The organism is Polaromonas sp. CT11-55 (genome assembly GCF_047303325.1).
Taxonomy (GTDB): domain Bacteria; phylum Pseudomonadota; class Gammaproteobacteria; order Burkholderiales; family Burkholderiaceae_C; genus Polaromonas.
This window is the reverse complement of record NZ_JBKBEX010000042.1, coordinates 1-19455: the sequence shown is the minus strand read 5'-3', so window position 1 is coordinate 19455 and position 19455 is coordinate 1. Positions and strand designations below refer to the sequence as shown.

General features: G+C 60.5%; 17 protein-coding genes and 1 pseudogene. 11 read left to right on the top strand and 7 right to left on the bottom strand.

All coding sequences use genetic code 11. The features are described from left to right. Window positions 1–234 precede the first annotated feature (234 nt). The 3 genes from ACEN8I_RS23360 to ACEN8I_RS23350 all read left to right on the top strand — a co-directional run bounded on the left by ACEN8I_RS23360 (window position 235) and on the right by ACEN8I_RS23350 (window position 2484). On the top strand, window positions 235–696 hold the full coding sequence (locus ACEN8I_RS23360) for a DUF1569 domain-containing protein (RefSeq protein WP_413331036.1): 462 nt from the start codon (window positions 235–237) through the stop codon (window positions 694–696). Between the two features lie 177 nt (window positions 697–873). Continuing rightward, window positions 874–1362, top strand: a complete 489-nt coding sequence (locus tag ACEN8I_RS23355; protein ID WP_413331035.1) for a GNAT family N-acetyltransferase — start codon at window positions 874–876, stop codon at window positions 1360–1362. 120 nt (window positions 1363–1482) lie between these two features. Beyond that, window positions 1483–2484, top strand: coding sequence for a phosphotransferase enzyme family protein (locus tag ACEN8I_RS23350; protein WP_413331034.1), 1002 nt, complete (start codon window positions 1483–1485; stop codon window positions 2482–2484). A gap of 5 nt (window positions 2485–2489) precedes the next feature. On the opposite strand, the gene ACEN8I_RS23345 is transcribed toward ACEN8I_RS23350, so the two are convergent. Continuing rightward, window positions 2490–3671 carry a Y-family DNA polymerase gene (locus ACEN8I_RS23345; RefSeq protein ID WP_413331033.1) on the bottom strand — a complete coding sequence of 394 codons (1182 nt, stop codon included), beginning with the start codon at window positions 3669–3671 and terminating at the stop codon, window positions 2490–2492. Window positions 3672–3933: 262 nt separating this feature from the next. On the opposite strand from ACEN8I_RS23345, the gene ACEN8I_RS23340 reads away from it, so the two are divergent. Both ACEN8I_RS23340 and ACEN8I_RS23335 read left to right on the top strand, forming a co-directional pair. Then, on the top strand, window positions 3934–4836 hold the full coding sequence (locus ACEN8I_RS23340) for a c-type cytochrome (protein WP_413331032.1): 903 nt from the start codon (window positions 3934–3936) through the stop codon (window positions 4834–4836). Window positions 4837–4916: 80 nt separating this feature from the next. Then, entirely contained in the window at window positions 4917–5318 is a 402-nt protein-coding gene (locus ACEN8I_RS23335; RefSeq protein ID WP_413331031.1) for a DUF3224 domain-containing protein, read from the top strand. 114 nt (window positions 5319–5432) lie between these two features. Here the strand turns inward: ACEN8I_RS23335 and ACEN8I_RS23330 are convergent, their stop codons facing one another. After that, window positions 5433–6461: a hypothetical protein gene (locus ACEN8I_RS23330; RefSeq protein ID WP_413331029.1), complete on the bottom strand. Its 1029-nt coding sequence runs from the start codon at window positions 6459–6461 to the stop codon at window positions 5433–5435. A 1068-nt stretch (window positions 6462–7529) separates the two neighbouring features. On the opposite strand from ACEN8I_RS23330, the gene ACEN8I_RS23325 reads away from it, so the two are divergent. The 6 genes from ACEN8I_RS23325 to ACEN8I_RS23300 all read left to right on the top strand — a co-directional run bounded on the left by ACEN8I_RS23325 (window position 7530) and on the right by ACEN8I_RS23300 (window position 15465). After that, window positions 7530–8150, top strand: coding sequence for a hypothetical protein (locus ACEN8I_RS23325; protein WP_413331028.1), 621 nt, complete (start codon window positions 7530–7532; stop codon window positions 8148–8150). A 512-nt stretch (window positions 8151–8662) separates the two neighbouring features. Beyond that, complete coding sequence (locus ACEN8I_RS23320; protein ID WP_413331027.1) at window positions 8663–9169, top strand: hypothetical protein; 507 nt, start codon at window positions 8663–8665, stop codon at window positions 9167–9169. A gap of 629 nt (window positions 9170–9798) precedes the next feature. Beyond that, the gene (locus tag ACEN8I_RS23315) at window positions 9799–10284 is read left to right on the top strand and encodes an RHS repeat domain-containing protein (RefSeq protein WP_413331026.1); all 486 of its coding nucleotides are present in this window, start codon (window positions 9799–9801) and stop codon (window positions 10282–10284) included. 380 nt (window positions 10285–10664) lie between these two features. Beyond that, window positions 10665–12476 carry a DUF6531 domain-containing protein gene (locus ACEN8I_RS23310; protein WP_413331025.1) on the top strand — a complete coding sequence of 604 codons (1812 nt, stop codon included), beginning with the start codon at window positions 10665–10667 and terminating at the stop codon, window positions 12474–12476. Next, complete coding sequence (locus ACEN8I_RS23305; protein WP_413331024.1) at window positions 12473–15154, top strand: Ig-like domain repeat protein; 2682 nt, start codon at window positions 12473–12475, stop codon at window positions 15152–15154. Before ACEN8I_RS23310 ends, ACEN8I_RS23305 begins: the two co-directional genes overlap by 4 nt. Further along, on the top strand, window positions 15154–15465 hold the full coding sequence (locus tag ACEN8I_RS23300; protein WP_413331023.1) for a hypothetical protein: 312 nt from the start codon (window positions 15154–15156) through the stop codon (window positions 15463–15465). Before ACEN8I_RS23305 ends, ACEN8I_RS23300 begins: the two co-directional genes overlap by 1 nt. A gap of 194 nt (window positions 15466–15659) precedes the next feature. On the opposite strand, the gene ACEN8I_RS23295 is transcribed toward ACEN8I_RS23300, so the two are convergent. The 5 genes and pseudogenes from ACEN8I_RS23295 to ACEN8I_RS23275 form a co-directional block, all read right to left on the bottom strand. Next, entirely contained in the window at window positions 15660–16142 is a 483-nt protein-coding gene (locus ACEN8I_RS23295) for a type II secretion system protein (protein ID WP_413331021.1), read from the bottom strand. 9 nt (window positions 16143–16151) lie between these two features. Next, window positions 16152–16637, bottom strand: a complete 486-nt coding sequence (locus ACEN8I_RS23290) for a type II secretion system protein (RefSeq protein ID WP_413331020.1) — start codon at window positions 16635–16637, stop codon at window positions 16152–16154. Next, window positions 16634–17044 (bottom strand): type II secretion system protein, encoded by a 411-nt coding sequence (locus ACEN8I_RS23285; RefSeq protein ID WP_413331019.1) that lies wholly within the window; start codon window positions 17042–17044, stop codon window positions 16634–16636. The genes ACEN8I_RS23290 and ACEN8I_RS23285 overlap by 4 nt, the downstream gene beginning before the upstream one ends. 11 nt (window positions 17045–17055) lie before the next feature. Continuing rightward, window positions 17056–19134 (bottom strand): secretin N-terminal domain-containing protein, encoded by a 2079-nt coding sequence (locus ACEN8I_RS23280; RefSeq protein ID WP_413331018.1) that lies wholly within the window; start codon window positions 19132–19134, stop codon window positions 17056–17058. Then, window positions 19131–19455: pseudogene (locus tag ACEN8I_RS23275) on the bottom strand (hypothetical protein); the annotation flags it as partial. The gene ACEN8I_RS23280 and the pseudogene ACEN8I_RS23275, both read right to left, overlap by 4 nt.

Below are 19455 nucleotides of genomic sequence, written 5' to 3'. Positions count from 1 at the left end.
TCGCCTTTCTTTTGGGTACTTTTCTTTGGCGAAGCAAAGAAAAGTGCCTCGCCCGCCGGGGCGAGACCCGGCCAGCAAGCCTATGCAATAGGCAAGAGCGCACTTGCCGGAGCAAGACCCGGCAACCAGTCACCTGGGCAACACGCAGTCGCCCCACCGACTGCTAGCATTCCGGCCATGAACCGCCGCCACTTCCTAGCCGCCGCAACGGCAACCTTGACCGGAGATTTCGCCATGGCCGACCTTCCCAAAGTAGGCTCGCTCGATGACGCCCTGCGCTGGCTGGACAGCCTGGACAAGGCTGCCGCCGTCAAAACCACCGGCCAGTGGCCCATGGTCTCGGTGCTGGAGCACATGGCGCAAAGCGTGGAAATGAGCCTGGACGGTTTCCCGCAGCCCAAAAGCGCTTTTTTCCAGAACACCGCCGGCGCGGCCGCGTTTGCGTTTTTTAAATGGCGCGGGCATATGAGTCACAGCCTCAGTGAACCCATTCCCGGCGCGGCGGCCCTTCAGCGCGAAGGCGACTGGCGGCCCGCGTCGGCCCGGTTGCGTGCTGCGATTGAGCGCTTCACGCGCCACCAGGGCCCGCTCAAGCCGCACTTTGCTTATGGCGCGCTCGGCAAGGCCGACTTCGCGCTGGCCCATGCGTTTCACATTGCCAACCACCAGGATGAAATCGTGGTGGTGGCGCGCTGACAGGGGTCCTTGACGGGGGCTGAGATATCTTCGTTGGATTGAGACATGCGGGCAGCCTACGCCCGCTTCAGGCCCAAAGCGCTGGCAGAATGCCTGTTATCCCGTCGGCGACTGCAGGCCAACAGGGGATCTTCAGTGCGGTCACTCCACCATTGACATCAACCTCTCTTTGCCGCAATGAACATCCAGCAAGCGCGCCCCTCAGATGCGCCCATGATTGCCTCCGTCCTGCAGGACGCCGCCCGCTGGCTCGCCGACGGCGGTAGGGCACTTTGGTCAGGAGCCGATATTGGCCACGAACGTGTCCTGCAGGACACAAGCGCAGGGCTCTTCCAGGTCGCCCGTGACGGCGAGCAGGTGGTTGGCGTCATGAAGTTCGAGTTGGAGGACACCTATTTTTGGCCCGAGATCCTGCCGGGCACCTCTGCCTTCATTCACAAGCTCGCCATTCGTCGAGCTTGGGCAAAGCAAGGGGTCTCGATTGAGCTACTGACGTATGCCCGGGCTCGCGCCCAACAGCTCGAGCGCGCCTATCTCCGGCTGGACTGCGTCGCGGACCGGCAAGGGCTACGCAAGCTCTATGAGGACTTCGGCTTCACGCTGCACAGCGTCGTTCAGAAAGGGGCCACCTCATTTGCGCGATACGAAATTCCGGCGGCTGAATAGCGACAACCTGCTTTGGGCCCTTGCGGCTTGAGGCAGGATGGCGGCATCAGGCCGGAAGCCGCCGTTCAAGCCTGCGCGCCATTGCGTCATAATCGCGCCCTTCTTTCTTGCGGGACAAACATGCAACTGGAAATCGCGCAATCGACGCCAACGGCAAGCAGCATCGCCGCCCTTGTGCAGGCCCGCTATGGACTCGGCGCAGTCGTCGAGAGCGAGTTCCTGCGGCGAAGTTTCAATCAGGTCTATCGACTGGGGTTTGCCAGCGGGCGGCGCGTTGTGGCGCGTCTCTGTGCCGAGCGGCCGCGGGGCGCCCCCAACGCGTTGTTCGAAGCTGCTGCACTGGAGCACTGGGCCCACGTCGGCTGCCAGGTCTCTCGCTGCGTAACCACGGCGACCGGCGAGATCGCTATACAGGTGCCGCTGCCGGAAGGCGCCCGGATGCTGATGCTCTTCGAATATCTGGATGGGGAGTTCACGGGTGAAGCGGCAGCTGACGTGCAGGCCTTTGCGCACGGATTGGCCGCCTTGCACCAAGGGGGCGAAAGCTACCAGGGGCCGGGGAGCGCCTATGTGCTTGACCTGAACTACCTTCTCCTCAGGCCGCTGGAGGGGCTGCTTCGTGCGCCGTCCATGACCCGCGAATTGCGTCCGCAATTCGAGAAGCTGGGCTTGCGGCTACACGATGAAATCCTGGCCATGGGCGAACTGAGCCGCGTGCTATGCCATGGCGACGCACACGGCCAGAACAACTTCGTCACGACCGACACCGAAGGACAACGCCAGGCAATATTCTTCGATTTCGACGAGGCGGGCCCAGGCTACCTGGCGTATGAGCTTGCTGTCTACCCATGGAACCTCTACCCGCGCGTGCCTGACGGTGAGGTGAGCAGCAAGGTGGAAATGCAGTGGAAAAATTTCATCTCCGCCTACCGGGATAGACGCCCGGTCCCAGATGCCGACCTTGCCGCCATCGCGCGCTTCATGGCGGTGCGGCAATTCTGGTTGCTGGGAGAGTACGCGGGACGCGTACCGGTTTGGGGTTCCCAGAACATGACGACCGGCCAACTCCGCCGACAGGTCGAATTGCTACGCCAATGGGAGGCGTTGCAGTTGCCAGCTTAGCGACGTCAGAACAGTTGGTCGGTGCTGTTCGGTTCGGCGCGCTCCGGATCTTTTTTCTCATCGGCAAGCGGCACCTCACCGGCACGCGCCAGGGTGGATGCGCGCACGCCCAGCAGGCGCAGCTTTTTGTCCAGCGGCACGCGCTTGAGGCACTGGCCGGCCAGGCGCCGAATCGTGGCGCCGTCGTCGGTGTAGCTGTCCGAGGTCTGGTCGCGTGTGGCGATCTTGAAGTCGTCGTAGCGCAGCTTGATGCCTATGGTCTTGGCGACGTAGCCTTTGCGCTGCAGGTCTTCGCCCAGGCGCAGGCACAGGTCGGTGAAGATGGCGCCCAGCTCGGCCTTGTTGCGCACCGCGTGCAGGTCGCGGTCGAAGGTGGTCTCGCGGCTCATGCTGACCGGCTCGCTCTCGGTCACCACCGGGCGGTCGTCTCGGCCCCAGGCGGCCTCGTGCATCCAGGCGCCCGTGGCCTTGCCGAAGTTGTCGACCAGCCAGCCCGGGTCCTGCGCGGCCAGCTCGCCAATCGTGTGCACATGCAGCTTGGCGAGCTTTTCGCCGGCCTTGGGGCCTATGCCGTTGATCTTGCGCACATGCAGCGGCCAGATTTTCTCCTGCAGGTCGGACTCGTAAATGATGGAGATGCCGTTGGGCTTGTTGAACTCGCTGGCCATCTTGGCGAGCAGCTTGTTGGGCGCCACGCCCACCGAGCAGGTGAGGCCCGTCTTTTCAAAAATCGCCTTCTGGATCAACCGCGCCAGCACACGCCCGCCTTCGCGCTGGCCGCCGGGCACGTCGGTGAAGTCGATATACACCTCGTCCACGCCGCGGTCCTGCATCAGTGGCGCGATCTCGGTGATGGTGCTTTTGAAGAGCTGGGAATACTTGCGGATTTCCGCAAAATCCACCGGCAGCACAATCGCCTGCGGGCAGAGTTTGGCGGCCTTCATCATGCCCATGGCCGAGCCCACGCCGAACTGCCGCGCCGCATAGGTGGCCGTGGTGATCACGCCGCGGCCCACATAGTCCTTGAGCAACGGAAAACTTTCGACCGGGATAAAACGCAGCGCGCGCTCGCCCTGCGCGGCCCGCAGCTCCTCGTCAACCTTGCGCCAGCCGCCGCCTATGACCACCGGCAGGCCCTTGAGCTGCGGGTAGCGCAGCAACTCGACGGACGCAAAAAAAGCGTCCATGTCGAGGTGGGCAATGCGGCGAATCTTGGCGGCGGGGGAAGGGGACGGGTCGCTCACCCGGCAAGCATAGCAATTCGGGCTGGCTGGCATCGCCGGCTTGACACGATTCGGCCCTATTTGGCCCGCGCAGTCCGGCGCAGGCAAATATTTCCGCTGTTATTTCCTTAGGAGACTTCTAGAATCCCGCCTTTGCCCAAAACAGCACAAGCGGCCCATGAAGCGACCCAGCCTGCACCCCACAACAAGACCCCGAAAAGACACGATGAAACGATGGATTAAATGGGGCGCCGGCATCACCTGCGCGGTGGTGCTGCTGCTGGCCGGCACGGCCATGGTCGGAAGCCAGATGGCCGACAGCAAAAGCCAGCGCCAGATCAAGGTGGCTGTGCAGCCCGTGGCCATCCCGGCCGCGGCCCAGGTGCTCGAGCGCGGCGCCTACCTGTACAACTCGCGCGGCTGCGCCGACTGCCACGGCGCCAACGGCGCGGGCCGCGAATTCATGAACGACGGCAAAGGCATGCGCCTGGCCGGGCCCAACATCACGCCCGGTGAAGGCAATGTGGTGGCGCGCTACACCGCCGAAGACTGGGTGCGCACCGTGCGCCACGGCGTCAAGCCCGACGGCCGGCCGGTTTTCATCATGCCCAGCGAAGACTACAACCGCCTGACCGACGAAGACCTGGGCGCGCTGGTCGCTTACGTCAAGGCCATGCCGCCCAAGGTGGGCACCGCCGCCGTGCTGGACCTGCCCCTGCCGGTGCGTGTGCTCTACGCCTTTGATGTCATCAAGGACGCCGCGCAAAAAATCGACCACACGCTGCCGCCCGCCAAGCCCATCGCCGAAGGCGTGACCGCGGCGCACGGCGCCTACGTCGCCAATATGTGCATTAGCTGCCACGGCGCGGGCCTGGCCGGTGGCAGGATTCCCGGCGCCCCGCCCGACTGGGCGCCCGCCGCCAACCTGACACCGGGCGAGGGCAGCGCCATGCCGCGCTACAAGGACGCCGGCGCCTTTGTCGCCATGCTGCGCAGCGGCAAGCGCCCCGACGGCTCGGCCATCAGCGTCATGCCCTTCGAGTCGCTGCGCGCCCTCAACGACGTCGACGCGCAGGCGCTATATGCCTATCTGCAGACGGTGCCGGCCAGGCCTTTCGGGCAGCGCTAGGCAGGTGCCACCAGCGGGCAGGGTTGCCTGCGCTCTGGCATCATGGCCGGCATTGCCACTTCTTCTTGAAAGCCAACGCCATGCCCCAAGCCACCGGAACCTTTGAAGTCAAGCTCGCGCCGCAAGCGCTCGCGAATGCAGACGCCAGTCCGCTGATGGGGCGCCTGTCCATCAACAAGACCTTCAGCGGCGACCTGCAAGCCACCAGCCAGGGCGAGATGCTGAGCGCCGGCACGGCCGTCAAAGGCTCGGCCGGCTATGTCGCGATCGAGCGCGTGACGGGCACGTTACACGGCAAAAGCGGCAGCTTTGTGCTGCAGCACAGCGGCACCATGAACCGCGGCGCGCCGCAGCTGACGGTGAGCGTAGTGCCCGATTCAGGGACCGATGAACTCACGGGCCTGAGCGGTACGCTGGGCATACAGATTGCCGATGGCAGGCATTCGTATGTGATGGACTATGAGATTGCGCCGCAAGGGTGAAGCAGTCTTGGTGATTCCTGAGCGCGCTTCTGGATGAACTCCTAACCATCAATTTTTGATTTCCCGGATGGCCGCACGATTTTGCTGAGCGTCCTCGGTTACTGGGAAATCCCGCTATCGGAGCGGATTGCCAGACCTGACCGCGGCCGCGTTGTCTTTGCATGCTTGCAAATATCCAGGAGGCAATGCAGTTTCCGTGGGCTCCCTGTCGAATTGACGGACCAGGGAGATAAACAGATCGACTTCGCCTGCCTGGCACGCGAATTTGGCGTATGCGTTCCTGTTCCAATCGACGGGGTATCGTTTGACGACGTCATCGAAACCAGCCTTCATCTGAGGCCAGATTGTCTGCTGGTGGGGTTTCGCGAAGAACGCTTTTGTTCCCATGCGCCCTGCTACGACCCAGTAGATGCGTGCATACATTCCCTGGCCGTCGGTCGACGCGGTCCGCTTCACGGCATCGGCCGCGAAGGCCTGAATCTGTTCGATATCTCCTCCCCACATGGGAAGAAGGCGTTCCACCGCCGCGAAATACGTTTCGTAGTAAAGAGGCTCTTTCGACACAGCCTCGTCATACAAGGCCATGTACTGATCTTTTTCCCACCCCTGCGCTAGTGCCACCTTCAGCATCTCGACGTACCACTGGGGGTCGTCGCCACTGATTTTTCTATTTGCCTCAAGCGTGTTGCGGGCGACGGCCAAGTACCTCGCGAAGTCTTCCCAACCCTTGCGCGTCACCGTGTTTGCAAAGCCACTTCCACGAAGCGCCCAGGCATGCTGCCTCTGTGCCGCGGCCAAAGCGATGGGCGCAACGGGGGATAGAGGCCTTGTAGCGACCCATTGATTCATTTTTTCCTCTATGGCGTTCCACTGCGCACCCGAATTCTCGTCGCGTCCTTCAAGCATGGCGGTACTCAGTCCGGCATAAAACACCGAGAGATTCCAGAGCCCGCTAGGGTTTCGGCTTTTTTCCGTGCGCAGTTTGATGGCCAGGCCGTCAAGCGCGGCAAAGTCATTCTCGACGAATGACCTGGCAACGATGCCACCTAATTCGTAGGGTCGGTAAACAGTTTGCGCATCGCCGCGAGTAGTCACGAGCAGGGCAAACAAAATCATACAAAGAATTCGAAATTCTCTTTTCATGGTGCTTCCGGTTTAAGTTGGGGCCGGCTTGACGGAGCGGGCAAGGCGAGTTTAAGCCCCTGCGCATTCTCTTGCCGATGACGCCAACCTGTCGCCTCGGGCGGATGGCTTCGCGACCTCGCAGGTGTCCTCGCCAAGCGCAGTTGTAGCGGTGCAGGCTGCCGCCTGACAGGTGAAGGCTTCAAGCACTGGACCAGTGGCTCTCCACGCTTCACTTCAGGTCACTTGCACTGGCGGCGTACGCCGGCCGATAGCGGCCGGTGGTCGCGCCCGGACGGGCACCGTGGCGCATTGCGTCTGCGCCCGGTACCTGCCCATGGGGTTTGCTTTCCGCCCGCGTGTTGGTTTCTGGCTTAGTAGGTTCCCGGCACGAGGAGCTATTGGTCACGCGTCCCTTCGCACAGGACTGAAGAGTCGCATTTCAAGGTTGTGATAGGGTCAAGCGACTGCGAAAAAGGCAGGCACATCGACGCGGAATTCAACAGCAAAGCGGTCTTTATAAAGGTTGTGAAGCAGGCTATGCTATTTGCAAGGCCAAATGTAATTCTTGTTCTACAAAGTGACTATGCGACTACTTGGAATATTTGCCCTAATCCTTGCCAATGCCGCCTTATTTTCCCTGCTTGAGGTAAGAGTCGGTTCAACTCTTTACTACGCATTAATTGCGTTTTTGTCTATATTTTTTGTCTTCTGTTATGTTTCGATCATCAAATTAGACGAGCGAGTTAGGAAGCTAGAAAATAAAATTTTCTAAGCAGCAACCGGATCGACCAGATTCAGGACGTACTAGGAACCCGCTGTGGACTTTCGTGAGTATTTGATCCGTTTTTTCATCGAGCACTGAGCCACTGATGATGTCCTTTTGCGCAGAACTGGCAATCCGCATTTCAGGGTTTTGATGGGGTCAAGTGACTGCGAAAAAAATAGGTCACATCAACGCAAAACTTAACAACTGTGCCCTATTAAATAGCTACGGCGCTCAAAGCACGGTCAATGCCTTGAATAGCTGTGAAGCTCTATGCGGGTGCCGGTCATCAGTGGCATCACCACCTATGTGGATTCCCGTGCTTGGTTGATCCGTTTTCCGTCGAACGAGGAGCTATTGGTCACGCCCCCTCGCACTGGACTGAAGAGCTACATTTCAGGGGTGTGAAAGGGTCAAGCGACTGCGAAAAAGGTGAGCACATCTACGCGGAATTCAACAGCCCGGACTTTGTATTTGCCGTTGCTGAGGTGTGGCTGCATCATGAAGGGCTAAAGCATCTCATTGTTCCCGCAACTCATCCGGGAAATTTTTTAGAAAGTTTGAAAGGTCTGGATAAGCTCATATCAAATCCCCCCTCCGTTCCAGGTATGGAGGCGCTCATGCCTTGTGGTGGGTGGTGCTCGTGGATGGCTGGGTACTGGGATCGAATTGATAACGAGTGCGATACGGCCGAGGACGAACAGCTATATGACCTGCTGATTCCCTTGTCATTTCTCGAAAGTAGAGTCGGACATATTGCTGTGTACAGGTATGGTGACAAGAACATTTTTGAAGTTGCCGTCCGTCCAGGTGAACGTGGAGGGAGCCCTAAGGTAGGTGTTTGGTCGCAATTCAGTCCAGATGCTCTAGGTAATGAAATTGTGCATTTGGAGAAGGTTATTGCTGCGGATATTCGTGATGCAATAAAGATGCAACCTCTATAGGCTTCAACTGCGGATTTCCGTCCTTGATTGACCCGTTTTCCCATCGAACGAAGTGCCATTGGTCACGCCCCTCCGCACAGGACTGAAGGGCCGCATTCAGAGTTGTGACAGGTCAAGTGACTGAGAAAAGGCGGGCACATCGACGCGGAATTCAACAACGAGATCTTGCATGAGTTGGAAAAACGGCGCAGGAAGAAATAGCCAAAGACACCAGGTAAGCAGGTATTGGGCTATTGGGTATGAGCCTTGACTATTAGATATACGAAAAATGCAGCGACCAAGAGGCAGACAACCGTAAACGAGAAACTGATCAGAAGGACTATTTTTGCTATCAGCGCTTTGCCTTGTCCCATTTGTCGCCAAGCATCTTTAGTTTTAGCTCGGTATCTGGAGGAAAAAATGAATCGCCAACCAGCAATGCCTTCGATTACGAGCTCGATTAGTGTCAACCCATCAAGAAAAATGGTAAAGAGAGGCAGCATGAGTCAACTCCTTTGGATTTCTGTGTTTGATTGATCTGTCTTTCCATCGAACGAGGAGCCATTGATCATGCCCCTTCGCACAGGGCTGAAGAGCACATCGACGCGGAATTCAACAAGCTTATGTCTTTCTTGACTGATCCAAAATTATTCGATGGCGCAAAGACTCATTGGGCCAACGAGGTGCGCCTTTCAGCGGCTGGAAATTCTGTCAGCCCTTGGCTGGATTGCTCGTTTCGAGTGATAACTGACGATGTGGGCACTAATGTGTATAGCTGCATCGTAGAGACGTCACGTCGTGGGATTCTTGTCACGCAATGGTTGCCTGACGCTGAGGGTGCGGAACTTGACGCTTGGATTGACACATTCGGTGATCCCTCCTATCCAAATGAGCATGTCGAATATCTGAGGGTGCATTGCAAACAGTCTATGGCTGTGTCAGCAGCAGTTCGGGTGTTGGCGAAAGCATGGCTGTTTGATGCGCTGCCCCGCAAAGATGTCGAGGGCCTGATCAAAGAACTGGTCACGTCGTCGGGTTAGGCACGACAACCTAACGGAGACTGTGGATTTTCGTGTCTGGTTGATCCGTTTTCCATTGACGAAGAGCCATTGGTCACGCCCCTTTGCATAGGACTGAAAATTCAAATTCAGTTGTGATAGGGTCAAGCGACTGTGAAAAAGGCGGGCACATCGACGCGAAATGCAACACTTCGCGTCTGGTAAGTCCTTGGCGCACAAATACGCTGATCCGCACTGAGGCCGGCCACAGCACGGCTGTGGCGCTATCGACAACTCGCCGCCTGGGCGAGCCTGAAAACGCGGACAAGAATTATTTTTTTGACAACCTGGTTTGCGGTGATACGCGCACTGCCACGCAAATTATTTCTTCGTAACTTCGCGCATGCAGCTACTGAGAAGGTATTCAATTCAGATTGAAACCGAATTGAAATCCCTATGGCGTGGCATGTGGCGGCGGGATTCTGCCAGAAGCCCGTGAAATTGATAAGCGCGAAATTTTCCAGGCGCAAGATTTCGTTGCCTCATACGCACACTCACAATTTGCCTCATTCAGATGGAGGGTGACAGGCCTTATGCCCGTCACTAGACTGCGGGCGCACCGCGTGCTTGCGCGCGATAAGAGCGACAAGAACAAATCAACGAGGGATCCCATGGGAGTGTTTCAAGGGCTTGCGCCGGGTGGGGTGCGGGTGAATCGGCTGTGGTGGGCGTATTGCCCAGGCAAGCAATCAGCGGCACGGCAAACCATCTCTGCCGGCAGAGTCGGTTTCAGCAACCGGGTTGCACGCTCTGGCAGCTCTTTCTTGGTGCTTGGATTGGGTGTTTGTCTAGGCTTCAACTCACCCGCGAGCGCCTCGGGCGGCGTGGCCCGCACCACCAGCTACACCTACGACAACGCAGGCCAGATGACGGGCGCGACCCTGCCTGACGTAGGCACCCTGGGCTACAGCTACGACGCCGCACACCGCCTGACCGGCGTGACCGATGCCAAAGGCCACCGTCACCTACACGCTCGACAACACAGGAAACCGTACCGGCGAGCAGGTCAAGGACCCATCGGGAACCTGCAAAGAAACATCACGCGCGTTTACGACGCCTTGAACCGGGTCCAGCAAGTCACAGGAGCGAGCAATTGAAAACAGTCATCCGTACACACTTCAGAAATCTCGGGTTTGCCGTTTTGTCGGCATGGGTGCTGTTAGCTCCGGCGCAGGCCACCCAAACCTACAGGTTCCCCCCCAATGCCTGCGGGGCTTCGGCGCCTTCAGGCTATTACCCGGCGGCGGCGGGTGCTTGCACTGCCGGGGCGAACGCCATCGTCGCCTGCGGGAACAAGTTGGTGCCGGCGGCCGTGCGCAACTTGACGAGCGCGACCCTGACGGGGATGACTTGCAACGCGACTTACCACGGTGTGCAGGTTTCGAACAACAGCAACTTCGATGACGGCTTCTCCTTCACGGTTGTAGAGGAGTTGCCCCGCCCCGAAGCGGATTCCTGCAATTGCGGGAAAGATGGAATGGAAACCGCCAGGCCCATCAATCCGGCAACCGGGGAGAAGGCGCTCGACGATCAAGGCTACGCTGGCAGCGGGCCGCACGCCTTAAGCCTGCAGCTCAGCTATCGAAGCGGCCGCGTGGTGGGTGCTCTCACGGGGGCGGCCGGTGCGGGCCTGGGCCAGGCCTGGTCCCACAACCACCGCGTCTACCTCAGGCTGGAAGGTCAAGCGGGAACGCCCGGCCACACTGCCAATCTTTATTTCGGCGACGACACCGTGCGCATCTTCGGCTGGGACCCAAGCAGCAGCGCATGGCTCGCGGCCAACAGCGTGGACACCCTCACGGCCAACAGTGCGGGTTTTCTGTACAAGCGGCTGGAAGATGACAGCCTGTGGCAATTCGACGCCGCAGGCAAGCTGCTCACGATGACCTGGCGCAACGGCTGGGTTACCACCTATGCCTACAGCAGCGGCACCACCTCCAGCGCCATCGCCCCGGTGCCCGGCCTGCTGATCGCGGTCACCAACCAGTTCGGCCGAAGCCTTGATTTTTCCTACAACGCCGCCAGCCAGCTGGTGGGTGTCACAGCCAATGGCGATCCAGTCGCCAGCTACACCTACGACGGTACGGCGGAGGCTTCACGCCTGACCGCCGTGAGCTACCCCGGCAATGCCGGCGGCAGCGTCAGCAAGACTTACCTGTACGAAAACACCGCCTTCCCGCAGCTGGTCACCGGCATTGTTGACGAAACCGGCAACCGCCTGGCCACCATCGCCTACGACAGCCAGGGCCGGGCCACCAGCAGTGGCTATGCGCTCGGCGCGGACCTGTACAGCGTGAGCTACGCCAGTGCAGGCGATGCGGTGGTAACCGACCCGCAGGGCACGGCACGCACTTACCACTACGGCACCAATGCCGGCCGGCTCGCTGTTACCGGCGCCGACAAACCCAGCGGCACAGGCGCAAATTCGGCCTCCAGCCGGGTGCAGGACGCCAATGGCTTTGTGACACAGGAGACCGACTTCCTGGGCGTGACCACGATACACACCTGGGACGTCAACCGGCGCCTGCCCTTGACGACCACCCAGGCCGCCACACGGCCCGAAGCGCGGACCACAAGCACCCAATGGCATGCCAGCTTCAGGCTTCCCGTTCTTGTGACCGAAGCGGGGCGAACCACCGCCTATACCTACGACACACAAGGCAACAAGCTCAGCCAGACCGAGACCGACACAGCCACCAATGCGGCCCGCACCACCGGCTGGACCTATAACCCGCAAGGCCAGGTAGCCACGCAGACTAACGATGGCGTCATCTCACAGACCTATGCCTATTACGGCGCCACCAGCTTCAGCGGCACAGCACCCAATGAGATGGGGCACACGGCCGGAGACCTGCAGAGCATCACCAACGCGGTGGGGCATGTCACGCAGTTCACCTTGTACGACAGGGCAGGGCGCGTCAAGCAGATGGTGGACCCCAAAGGCGTGGTCACCGACATCGCCTACACCCCTCGGGGCTGGACCAGCAGCGTGACGGTGACGCCTCCGGGCGGAGTCGCCCGAATCACCACATACACCTATGACAACGCAGGCCAGATGACAGGCGTGACGCTGGCTGATGGCACCACGATGAGCTACAGCTACGACGCCGCGCATAGATTGACGGGCGTCACCGACGCCAAAGGCAACACCGTCAGCTACACGCTGGACGCCATGGGCAACAAGACAGGCGAGCAAGTCAAAGACCCCTCGGGCAACCTGCAGAGAAACATCACGCGCGTCTATGACGCCCTGAACCGTGTGCAACAAGTCACGGGAGCGAGCAATTGAAAACCACCACCACCACCATCACTCAAGCAGGAGGAGTCAGCATGAGCAGCCTTAGCCCCAGCCGAGCTTTTACCGCGTGGCTAAGCCGCCTGGTGCTGCTCATCCTTTTGGCCCCGGCCATGGCCTTTGCCGGCCTGACGACCACGGCGCTTTCAAGCAGCGCCGGCACCGCGCCGGTCGGGCAGAGCGTTACGCTGACTGCTACCGTGACTGGTGCCAGCCCGACGGGTACTGTCACCTTTAAGGACGGAGCCTCCACCGTGGGCAGCAGCGCGCTGACCGGTGGGGTTGCAACACTCGCCACCTCCAGCCTGGCCCTGGGCAGCCACACCCTGAGTGCTGAGTACGCGGGCGACACCAACAATGATCCCTCGACTTCTGGTGCGGTCAGTGTCGAGATCAACACCGGCACCTTGACCTGGCAATACGGCTACGATGCCATGGGCCGGCCCACCACGGTGCTGGACCCCAATGGCCTCGCGACCTATACCTATTACGACAGCCTGGGCCGTCCCATCCAGACCCAGCAGCCGGCGAACATCGGCAGCGCCACGCCAACGACCACCGGCTTTGCCTACAACGCCGCCGATGGCCTGACCCAGGTCACCGACCCGCGCAACCTGGCCACGACATACAGCCCTAATGGCCTGGGTAGCGTCACCGCGCAAACCAGTCCAGACACGGGAACGAGCCAGTACACCTATGATGCCGTTGGCAATGTCCTGACCAAAACGGATGCCAGAGGCAAGCTCACCCAGTACACCTATGACAACGGGGACCGCTTGACCCGCGTGCAGTACGCCACGGGGACTGATAGCGTCTTTGAATATGACGGTGGCAGCACTCCTACTCCGGCCGTCATGGGTGAACTGACCAAGATCACCGATGCCAGCGGCCAGATGGTCTATACCTATGACAGCATGGGCCACAGAGCCGGCAAAACCCAGACCACAGGCGCCAGGACTTTTACGGTGGGCTATACCTGGGGTAGCAGTGGAAGTGCCCTGGACAAGCTGACCGCGATTACTTACCCGAGCGGCACCCGGGTTAATTACAGCTACGACAGTTATGGTGATGTTTCCGGAATTACCGTGAACCCACCCAACGCCAATGGTGTGGGTACCAACACGGGCAGCGCCTTGCCAATGTTGAGCGCCATCACCCGTAATGCTGAAAGCAAACTCACTGGTTGGACCTGGGCCAGTACCAAGACTCAGGCGATCAGCTATGACAGCAACGGCCAGATCAGTGCTTATAACCTCGGTGACCCGACAACCACCGGTATCCGCCGCACCGTCATTCGTGACACCGCGGGGCGCATTACGGGCTACACCCACACCAGCAATGGAAGCCCTGTTCCTGCGTTGGACCAAAGCTTTGGGTATGACAACCTGAATCGCCTGATCAGCGCCACCTTGGGCGCCACCTCAATCCAGTACAGCTACGACGCCACGGGCAACCGTACGGCCAAGGTTATTAGCGGCACGAGCTATCCCAACACCATTTCGGCCACTAGCAACAAGCTGGCACAGACTCAAGATGTGGGGGGTACCGCCACCATCGTGCACGACGCTGCGGGCAATATTACTAGCGACGGCACCAATACCTATACCTACAGTGACCAAGGCCGACTCGCGACCATGACGAATGCGGGTGGTACGGTCACTTACAGCTATAACGCGCTGGAGATGCGAGTTGGCAAGACTGGGCCAACGGCGCTGGTGCCGACGGGGGCCACCTACTACGTTTATGACGAAGAAGGAAAGCTGCTTGGTGAATATGACGCCAACGGTGTTCCACTCTATGAAACCATCTACATAGGACTTCCGGTTGGTGTGGTCAAGCAGATCGGAACAGCAGCGGCCAGCGACATTGCGATCAATCTGTACAACGTCTCGACCGACCAGCTTGGTGCGCCTCGCATCGTCACGCGGCAATCGGATGAAGCCATTGCGTGGCGCTGGGATTCGGCTGAGGCATTTGGGGCCACGACTCCGGATCAAAATCCGTCCAGCCTAGGTACTTTCAGTTTTAACCAGCGACTGCCCGGCCAGGTCTTTGATGCTGAGAGTGGACTGTTCCAGAATTGGAACCGGGAGTACGGACCACGTATCGGGCGGTATATGCAGTCGGATCCGATTGGACTTAAAGGCGGGATTAATCCATTTGCCTACGCACAAGGGAGTCCCATCCTCTATTCCGACGCCACGGGGCTTCGGGTCGAACTTCGCTGCCGCCCGGTTGGCAGTCCGTTAGGTGAGCGTAGCCTGCAAGCGAACGTAGCAAGGATGCTAGGTGGTGAACATTGCTACATAGTTGTGCATTGCCCGGAGGCTAAGTTGGATTTTGTCACTGTTAGTTATCTCGGTTCAGGAATGGCCGTTGTTCCTCGAAACGGCGGAGAAAATAACGACACGATTTACTCTGACATGTTTAACTTCAGGATGAATGAAGTCTCTGGGAAAATGTGTCACAAAGATCAATGCTCTATTGAAAAGTGCATTGTGAAAAAGGCAAATGAACTAATGAAAAATGAGTATAGAGTGCCAAACTACAGTGCCGTATCCGGCCCTAACTCGAACTCTGTGGCGAAGAGACTGATTGAAATGTGTGGCGGTAACGCGTCCGGCACTCCACCGCCGACCGGGTGGGACGGCGCAGACAAAGTGGGGTTCTGATGAAAGCGCGTGCCATTTGGTTTGGGATTTACGGGCTGCTAGCCGTTGTAGCGGCAGATGTTCTAGCGAACGTGTTGAGCCTGCTAAATTCGAGAGAGGCTGTCGCGAAGGGTGCTGCACCGGAGGATATCCTTGGTTACGGCATTGCACCATTGTGGATAGCGGTGAGCATCTTGTTGAGCCTTCTTCTGCTTCAAGGGCGCAAGCACCTCCGCCGTAGTCAGCTTGTATTTGTGTTCGTGGGATTTGTCGCCTTGCTCGTCGCTGACTGGGCGACGTACTTGAAGCTGCAGGCATCGATGGGGCTGTAGGGTATCGGTGTCCCTGTGCATTTCCGCGCTTGGTTGACCCGCTTTTTCTCGAGTGAGGAGCCATTGGTCACGTTCCTTTGCACAGGACTGAAGGGCAAAATTCAGGCTGTGATAGGGTCAAGCGACTGCGAAAAAAGCGTGCACATCGACGCGGAATTCAACACTACAGCAGTTTGGTTCCAGGTATCTCTCGGTCAATTCACCGAAGCCACAAACACCCACTCTGCATAAGTCTCCTTGTCCTGGAAATCCCGGTACTGGATCGGGAATTCCCGCCTTTTGAAGGCGCTTTGTGTGGAGCGGCTGTGCACACCGAGGATGCCGCCCGCGCCTTGAACCAGCACCCAGTCGGCCTCGCCCGTCATGGGATCGGGATACAGGCGGCGCAAGTGGCGCACCGGCATCGGAAACCGTTTGTCTTCCAGCAGGTCGTCAAGCGATTTCGGCAGGGACTGGCTTTTACCCGCGGGCACGCTGCTGTAATAAGACTTGATCGCGCGGCGATACTGGTCGCCGACAAACAGCAGTTCGGCCTCTTTGGCACGCTGGGTGTGGGTGCGTTGCAGTTCCACCATGGCCGATGCGCCGAGCGTGGTGAGCAGCAGAAAAATCAAGACCGCGAGCAGGACCAAGCCGGACTGGCCGGCCAAAGGTTTGCTTGAACGGATGGCTTTCACGGCTCGCCCTCACCAGCTGCGGTAAGCCGTACCGTCCAGCCCTTGCTTGGAGGATTTCGACGAAACATCAAACACATCCGCGCCCGGCTGCGGCGCCTCGGCGCTGCTGCTGTAGGCGCGGGTGTTCCAGGTCTGGGCGTCGCTCAAGGCCGGGTCTTCGGCAAAAGGGTCGCGTGGGATCCTGCGCAGCAGCACAAAGGGCTGGGCTGAAAACCCAAACGCGGCGGAACGCGGCACGCCGGTGACCAGCACTTCCAGCGAAGGCGGGTAGCCCGAGGCGCCCACGCCTTTGTCGATCACACCGGCGTCGGAGGCCGCCTTGTAGCTGTCCAGCGCCTGGCGTATCACGCGCAAACCCTGCCTGAGTTCGGCCTCCTTGGCGCGTGTCTGCACCACCTGGGTCAGGGGCACGGCCACCATGGCCAGCAGGCCCACAATGGCCAGCGAGACCAGCAGTTCGATGAGCGTGAAGCCGCGCTGCGCGGGCTGCCTCATGGCGCGGCGCTTTCCGTGCTTGCCGGCGGCAAGGGGGCGGGCACATTGGGTGCGCGTACGTCGTAAATGCCGGGCTCGGTGTTGTTCGGTACCGGCAGGATTTCCCAGGCGCGTGAGCCGGACACCGGGTCCAGCGGCATCTCGCGCAGGTAGCGTTTGTCCACGATCTCCTGCAGCTGGGCCGGGTACTTGCCCTGGTCGGCACGGAATTTGTCGATCGCGTCGCGCAGCGTAGCCATGTTTTGCGCCTGGACTTTTTCCTTGCCGCCGTCCAGCGCCTTGAAGTAGCGCGGCGTGGCCAGCGTCAGCAGCAGCGCCAGGATGGAGAACACCACCAGCAGCTCTATCAGCGTAAAGCCGGCTTCGGGGTGAGTGCCTGCGCGGGGGCGGCTGGGGAAAAGAACCACGTCGCCTCTTCTTAACGCTGGATCATGGGCGGGGGCGGCGGCAGGCCGCCGCCACCCAGCGGCATGGCGGGAGCCGCTTGCGCGGGGGCCTGCGGAACGGAGGGCGATGGCGCCCCCGGCACCCCAGGCGCACCGGGTGGCTGCGGCGCCGGCGAGATGCCGCTGATGGGCGTGGGTGCGGGCGCGGGGCGGGCGCCTGTCGAGTTGGGCAGGCTCAGGCCGCCCACCGGGTCGGCCAGGATCTGCCGGTCGCGCAGGGTCAGCGCCGTGCCCGAGAACACGCTGGACCTGTCGCTGCCCAGGTTGGCATAGCTGCGCAGCACGCGCGGCGTGATGGCCAGCACGATTTCGGAGCGGGACTTGTTGGTGCTCGAGTTGCCGAACAGGCGCCCGACCACGGGCAGGTGCCCCAGGCCCGGGATCTTGTCGGCGGTGTTGCGTTCCTCGTCGGTGATCAGGCCGCCCAGCACCTGGGTTTCGCCGTCGGCCAGGCGCAAGAAGGTGCTCGCGTTGCGTGTGCCTATCTGGTACGAGCGGCTGCCCTGCGTGTCGGTGAACTCACGCGCGATGTTGCTGACCTCGAGGTTGATCTTGATGCCCACGTCGTTGCTGGCGTACACCTGGGGTTCAAACTCGAGCTTGAGGCCGACGTCCTGGTAGGTGATGGTGCCGGTGACGACCGAGGAGCCACCGTTGACCGGCGTGACGTTGTTGATGATGGTGGGCACGCGGTCGCCAATCATGATCTTGGCCTTCTCGCGGTTGCGCGCGCGTATGCGCGGGCTGGCGAGGATGCGGGTTTCGGTGTCCTGCAGCTTGAAGTTGAGCGTGCCGGCAATCGGCGTCACGGTCAGGCCACCCACGCCCAGCTGCCGCAGCTGGCTGATGGTGAGGTTGCTGACGGTGCCGCCCGGCGTAGTCGCGCCGCCCGTGGGCGTGCTGATGGTGATGGCGTTGGGCGGCTGGACGCCCAGGTTGCTGTTGCGCCCCTCGGAGATTTCCAGCACTTCCACTTCGAGCATGACTTCCGGGTCGGGCTCATCGTGCAGGGCGATCAGTTTTTCGGCGATGCGCAGGGTCTCGGGCGTGTCGCGTATCACCAGCAGGCCGCTGCGCTCGTCGGCCGACACGTCCTTGAGCTTGAGCATGGTCTTGAGCATGCCGGAGATGTACTTGAGATCGCTGTTGGTGACGCGGAAGGAGCGCACCGTCAGCTCCTGGTACTCCGATTGCTTGGCCGCCGTGGCCGCGTAGACCATCATGGTGTTGCTGTTGATGATGCGTTTTTCGAGCTGGTTCTGCATCAGGATCAGGTCGATCGCGTCTTCGACCGCCACGTCCTTCACAAAAATCGTGACCCTGCCGTCGGCCTTGACCTCGCGGTCCAGAAGGATGTTCAGTCCCGTGGATTTCGACAGCGCTTCAAACACCGTGCGCATGGTGGCATCGCGGAACTGCAGCGTCACCGGCGAACTCATGACCGACTTGGCCTCGCGGAAACGCTCTCGCTCCAGGTCGGCGGCGGCCCTGGCGTCCAGCACGGCCTTGCGCAATTGCGCCGCCTGCTTGTGGTTGGGCTGGTCGGCCAGCACGCGCGCCGCGCGCTCGCCGGCCGCGTCGAGCTTGCCGTCCTTGAGGTAGCGCTCACCCTCGGCCAGCAACTGGTCGTTGCGCGCGTCCTGGTCCAGCGCCTTGAGCGCGGCCGCGGCCCGGGCGTGGCCGGGGTTCAATGCCAGCGCCCGGCCGTAGAGGTCGCGCGCGCCGGCGATGTCGCCGCTGGCCCGCACCTGGTCGGCCTGCTTGACGAAGGCGTCGGCATGCCTGTCGCGCTGCACCAGGTAGTCGATCTTGTAAGACTGGCTGCCGTCGAGCTCGGTGGCTTTTTTGAGCGAGGCGATGCCGGTGTCTATATTCCCCTCGCCGATCTGGCTCATGCCGTCCTGGTGGTAGCGCGCGCCGGCGCAGGCCGTCAGCAGCAGGCAGGCCAGCACGCTGGAGGCGATGGGCGTCATGCGGCCGCGTAGCTCGCCCAAGCCCCTTGTTGTGGCAGCCCTCCCGGAGAGCCCGGCATTGTGGTCAATGGTTGTCATCGTGGGTTGTCCAGAAGTTGAAGCGATTGTTTTTGGCCCAGGGGGAGGTAGGTGAACACCACGCGGTCGGACGTGATCTCGTCCACCCGGTAGCTGCCGGCGACGGTGTCGCCTTTTTGGATGACGCTGAGGTTGTCGCCATGCTGGATAAAGGCCTGCAGCTGGCCGTTGGCGATCTTCTTGCCCTGGATGGCGCCTACCGCGGTAAAGGGCAGCGGCGGTGCCATGGGTGGCGGCGGCGGCGCGGGCTCTGGCGCGGGCTGAAAGTCAAACCGTTCGCGAAGGCGCCCGGGGTCTACGGTGGAGGGTTGCTGTTGTGCC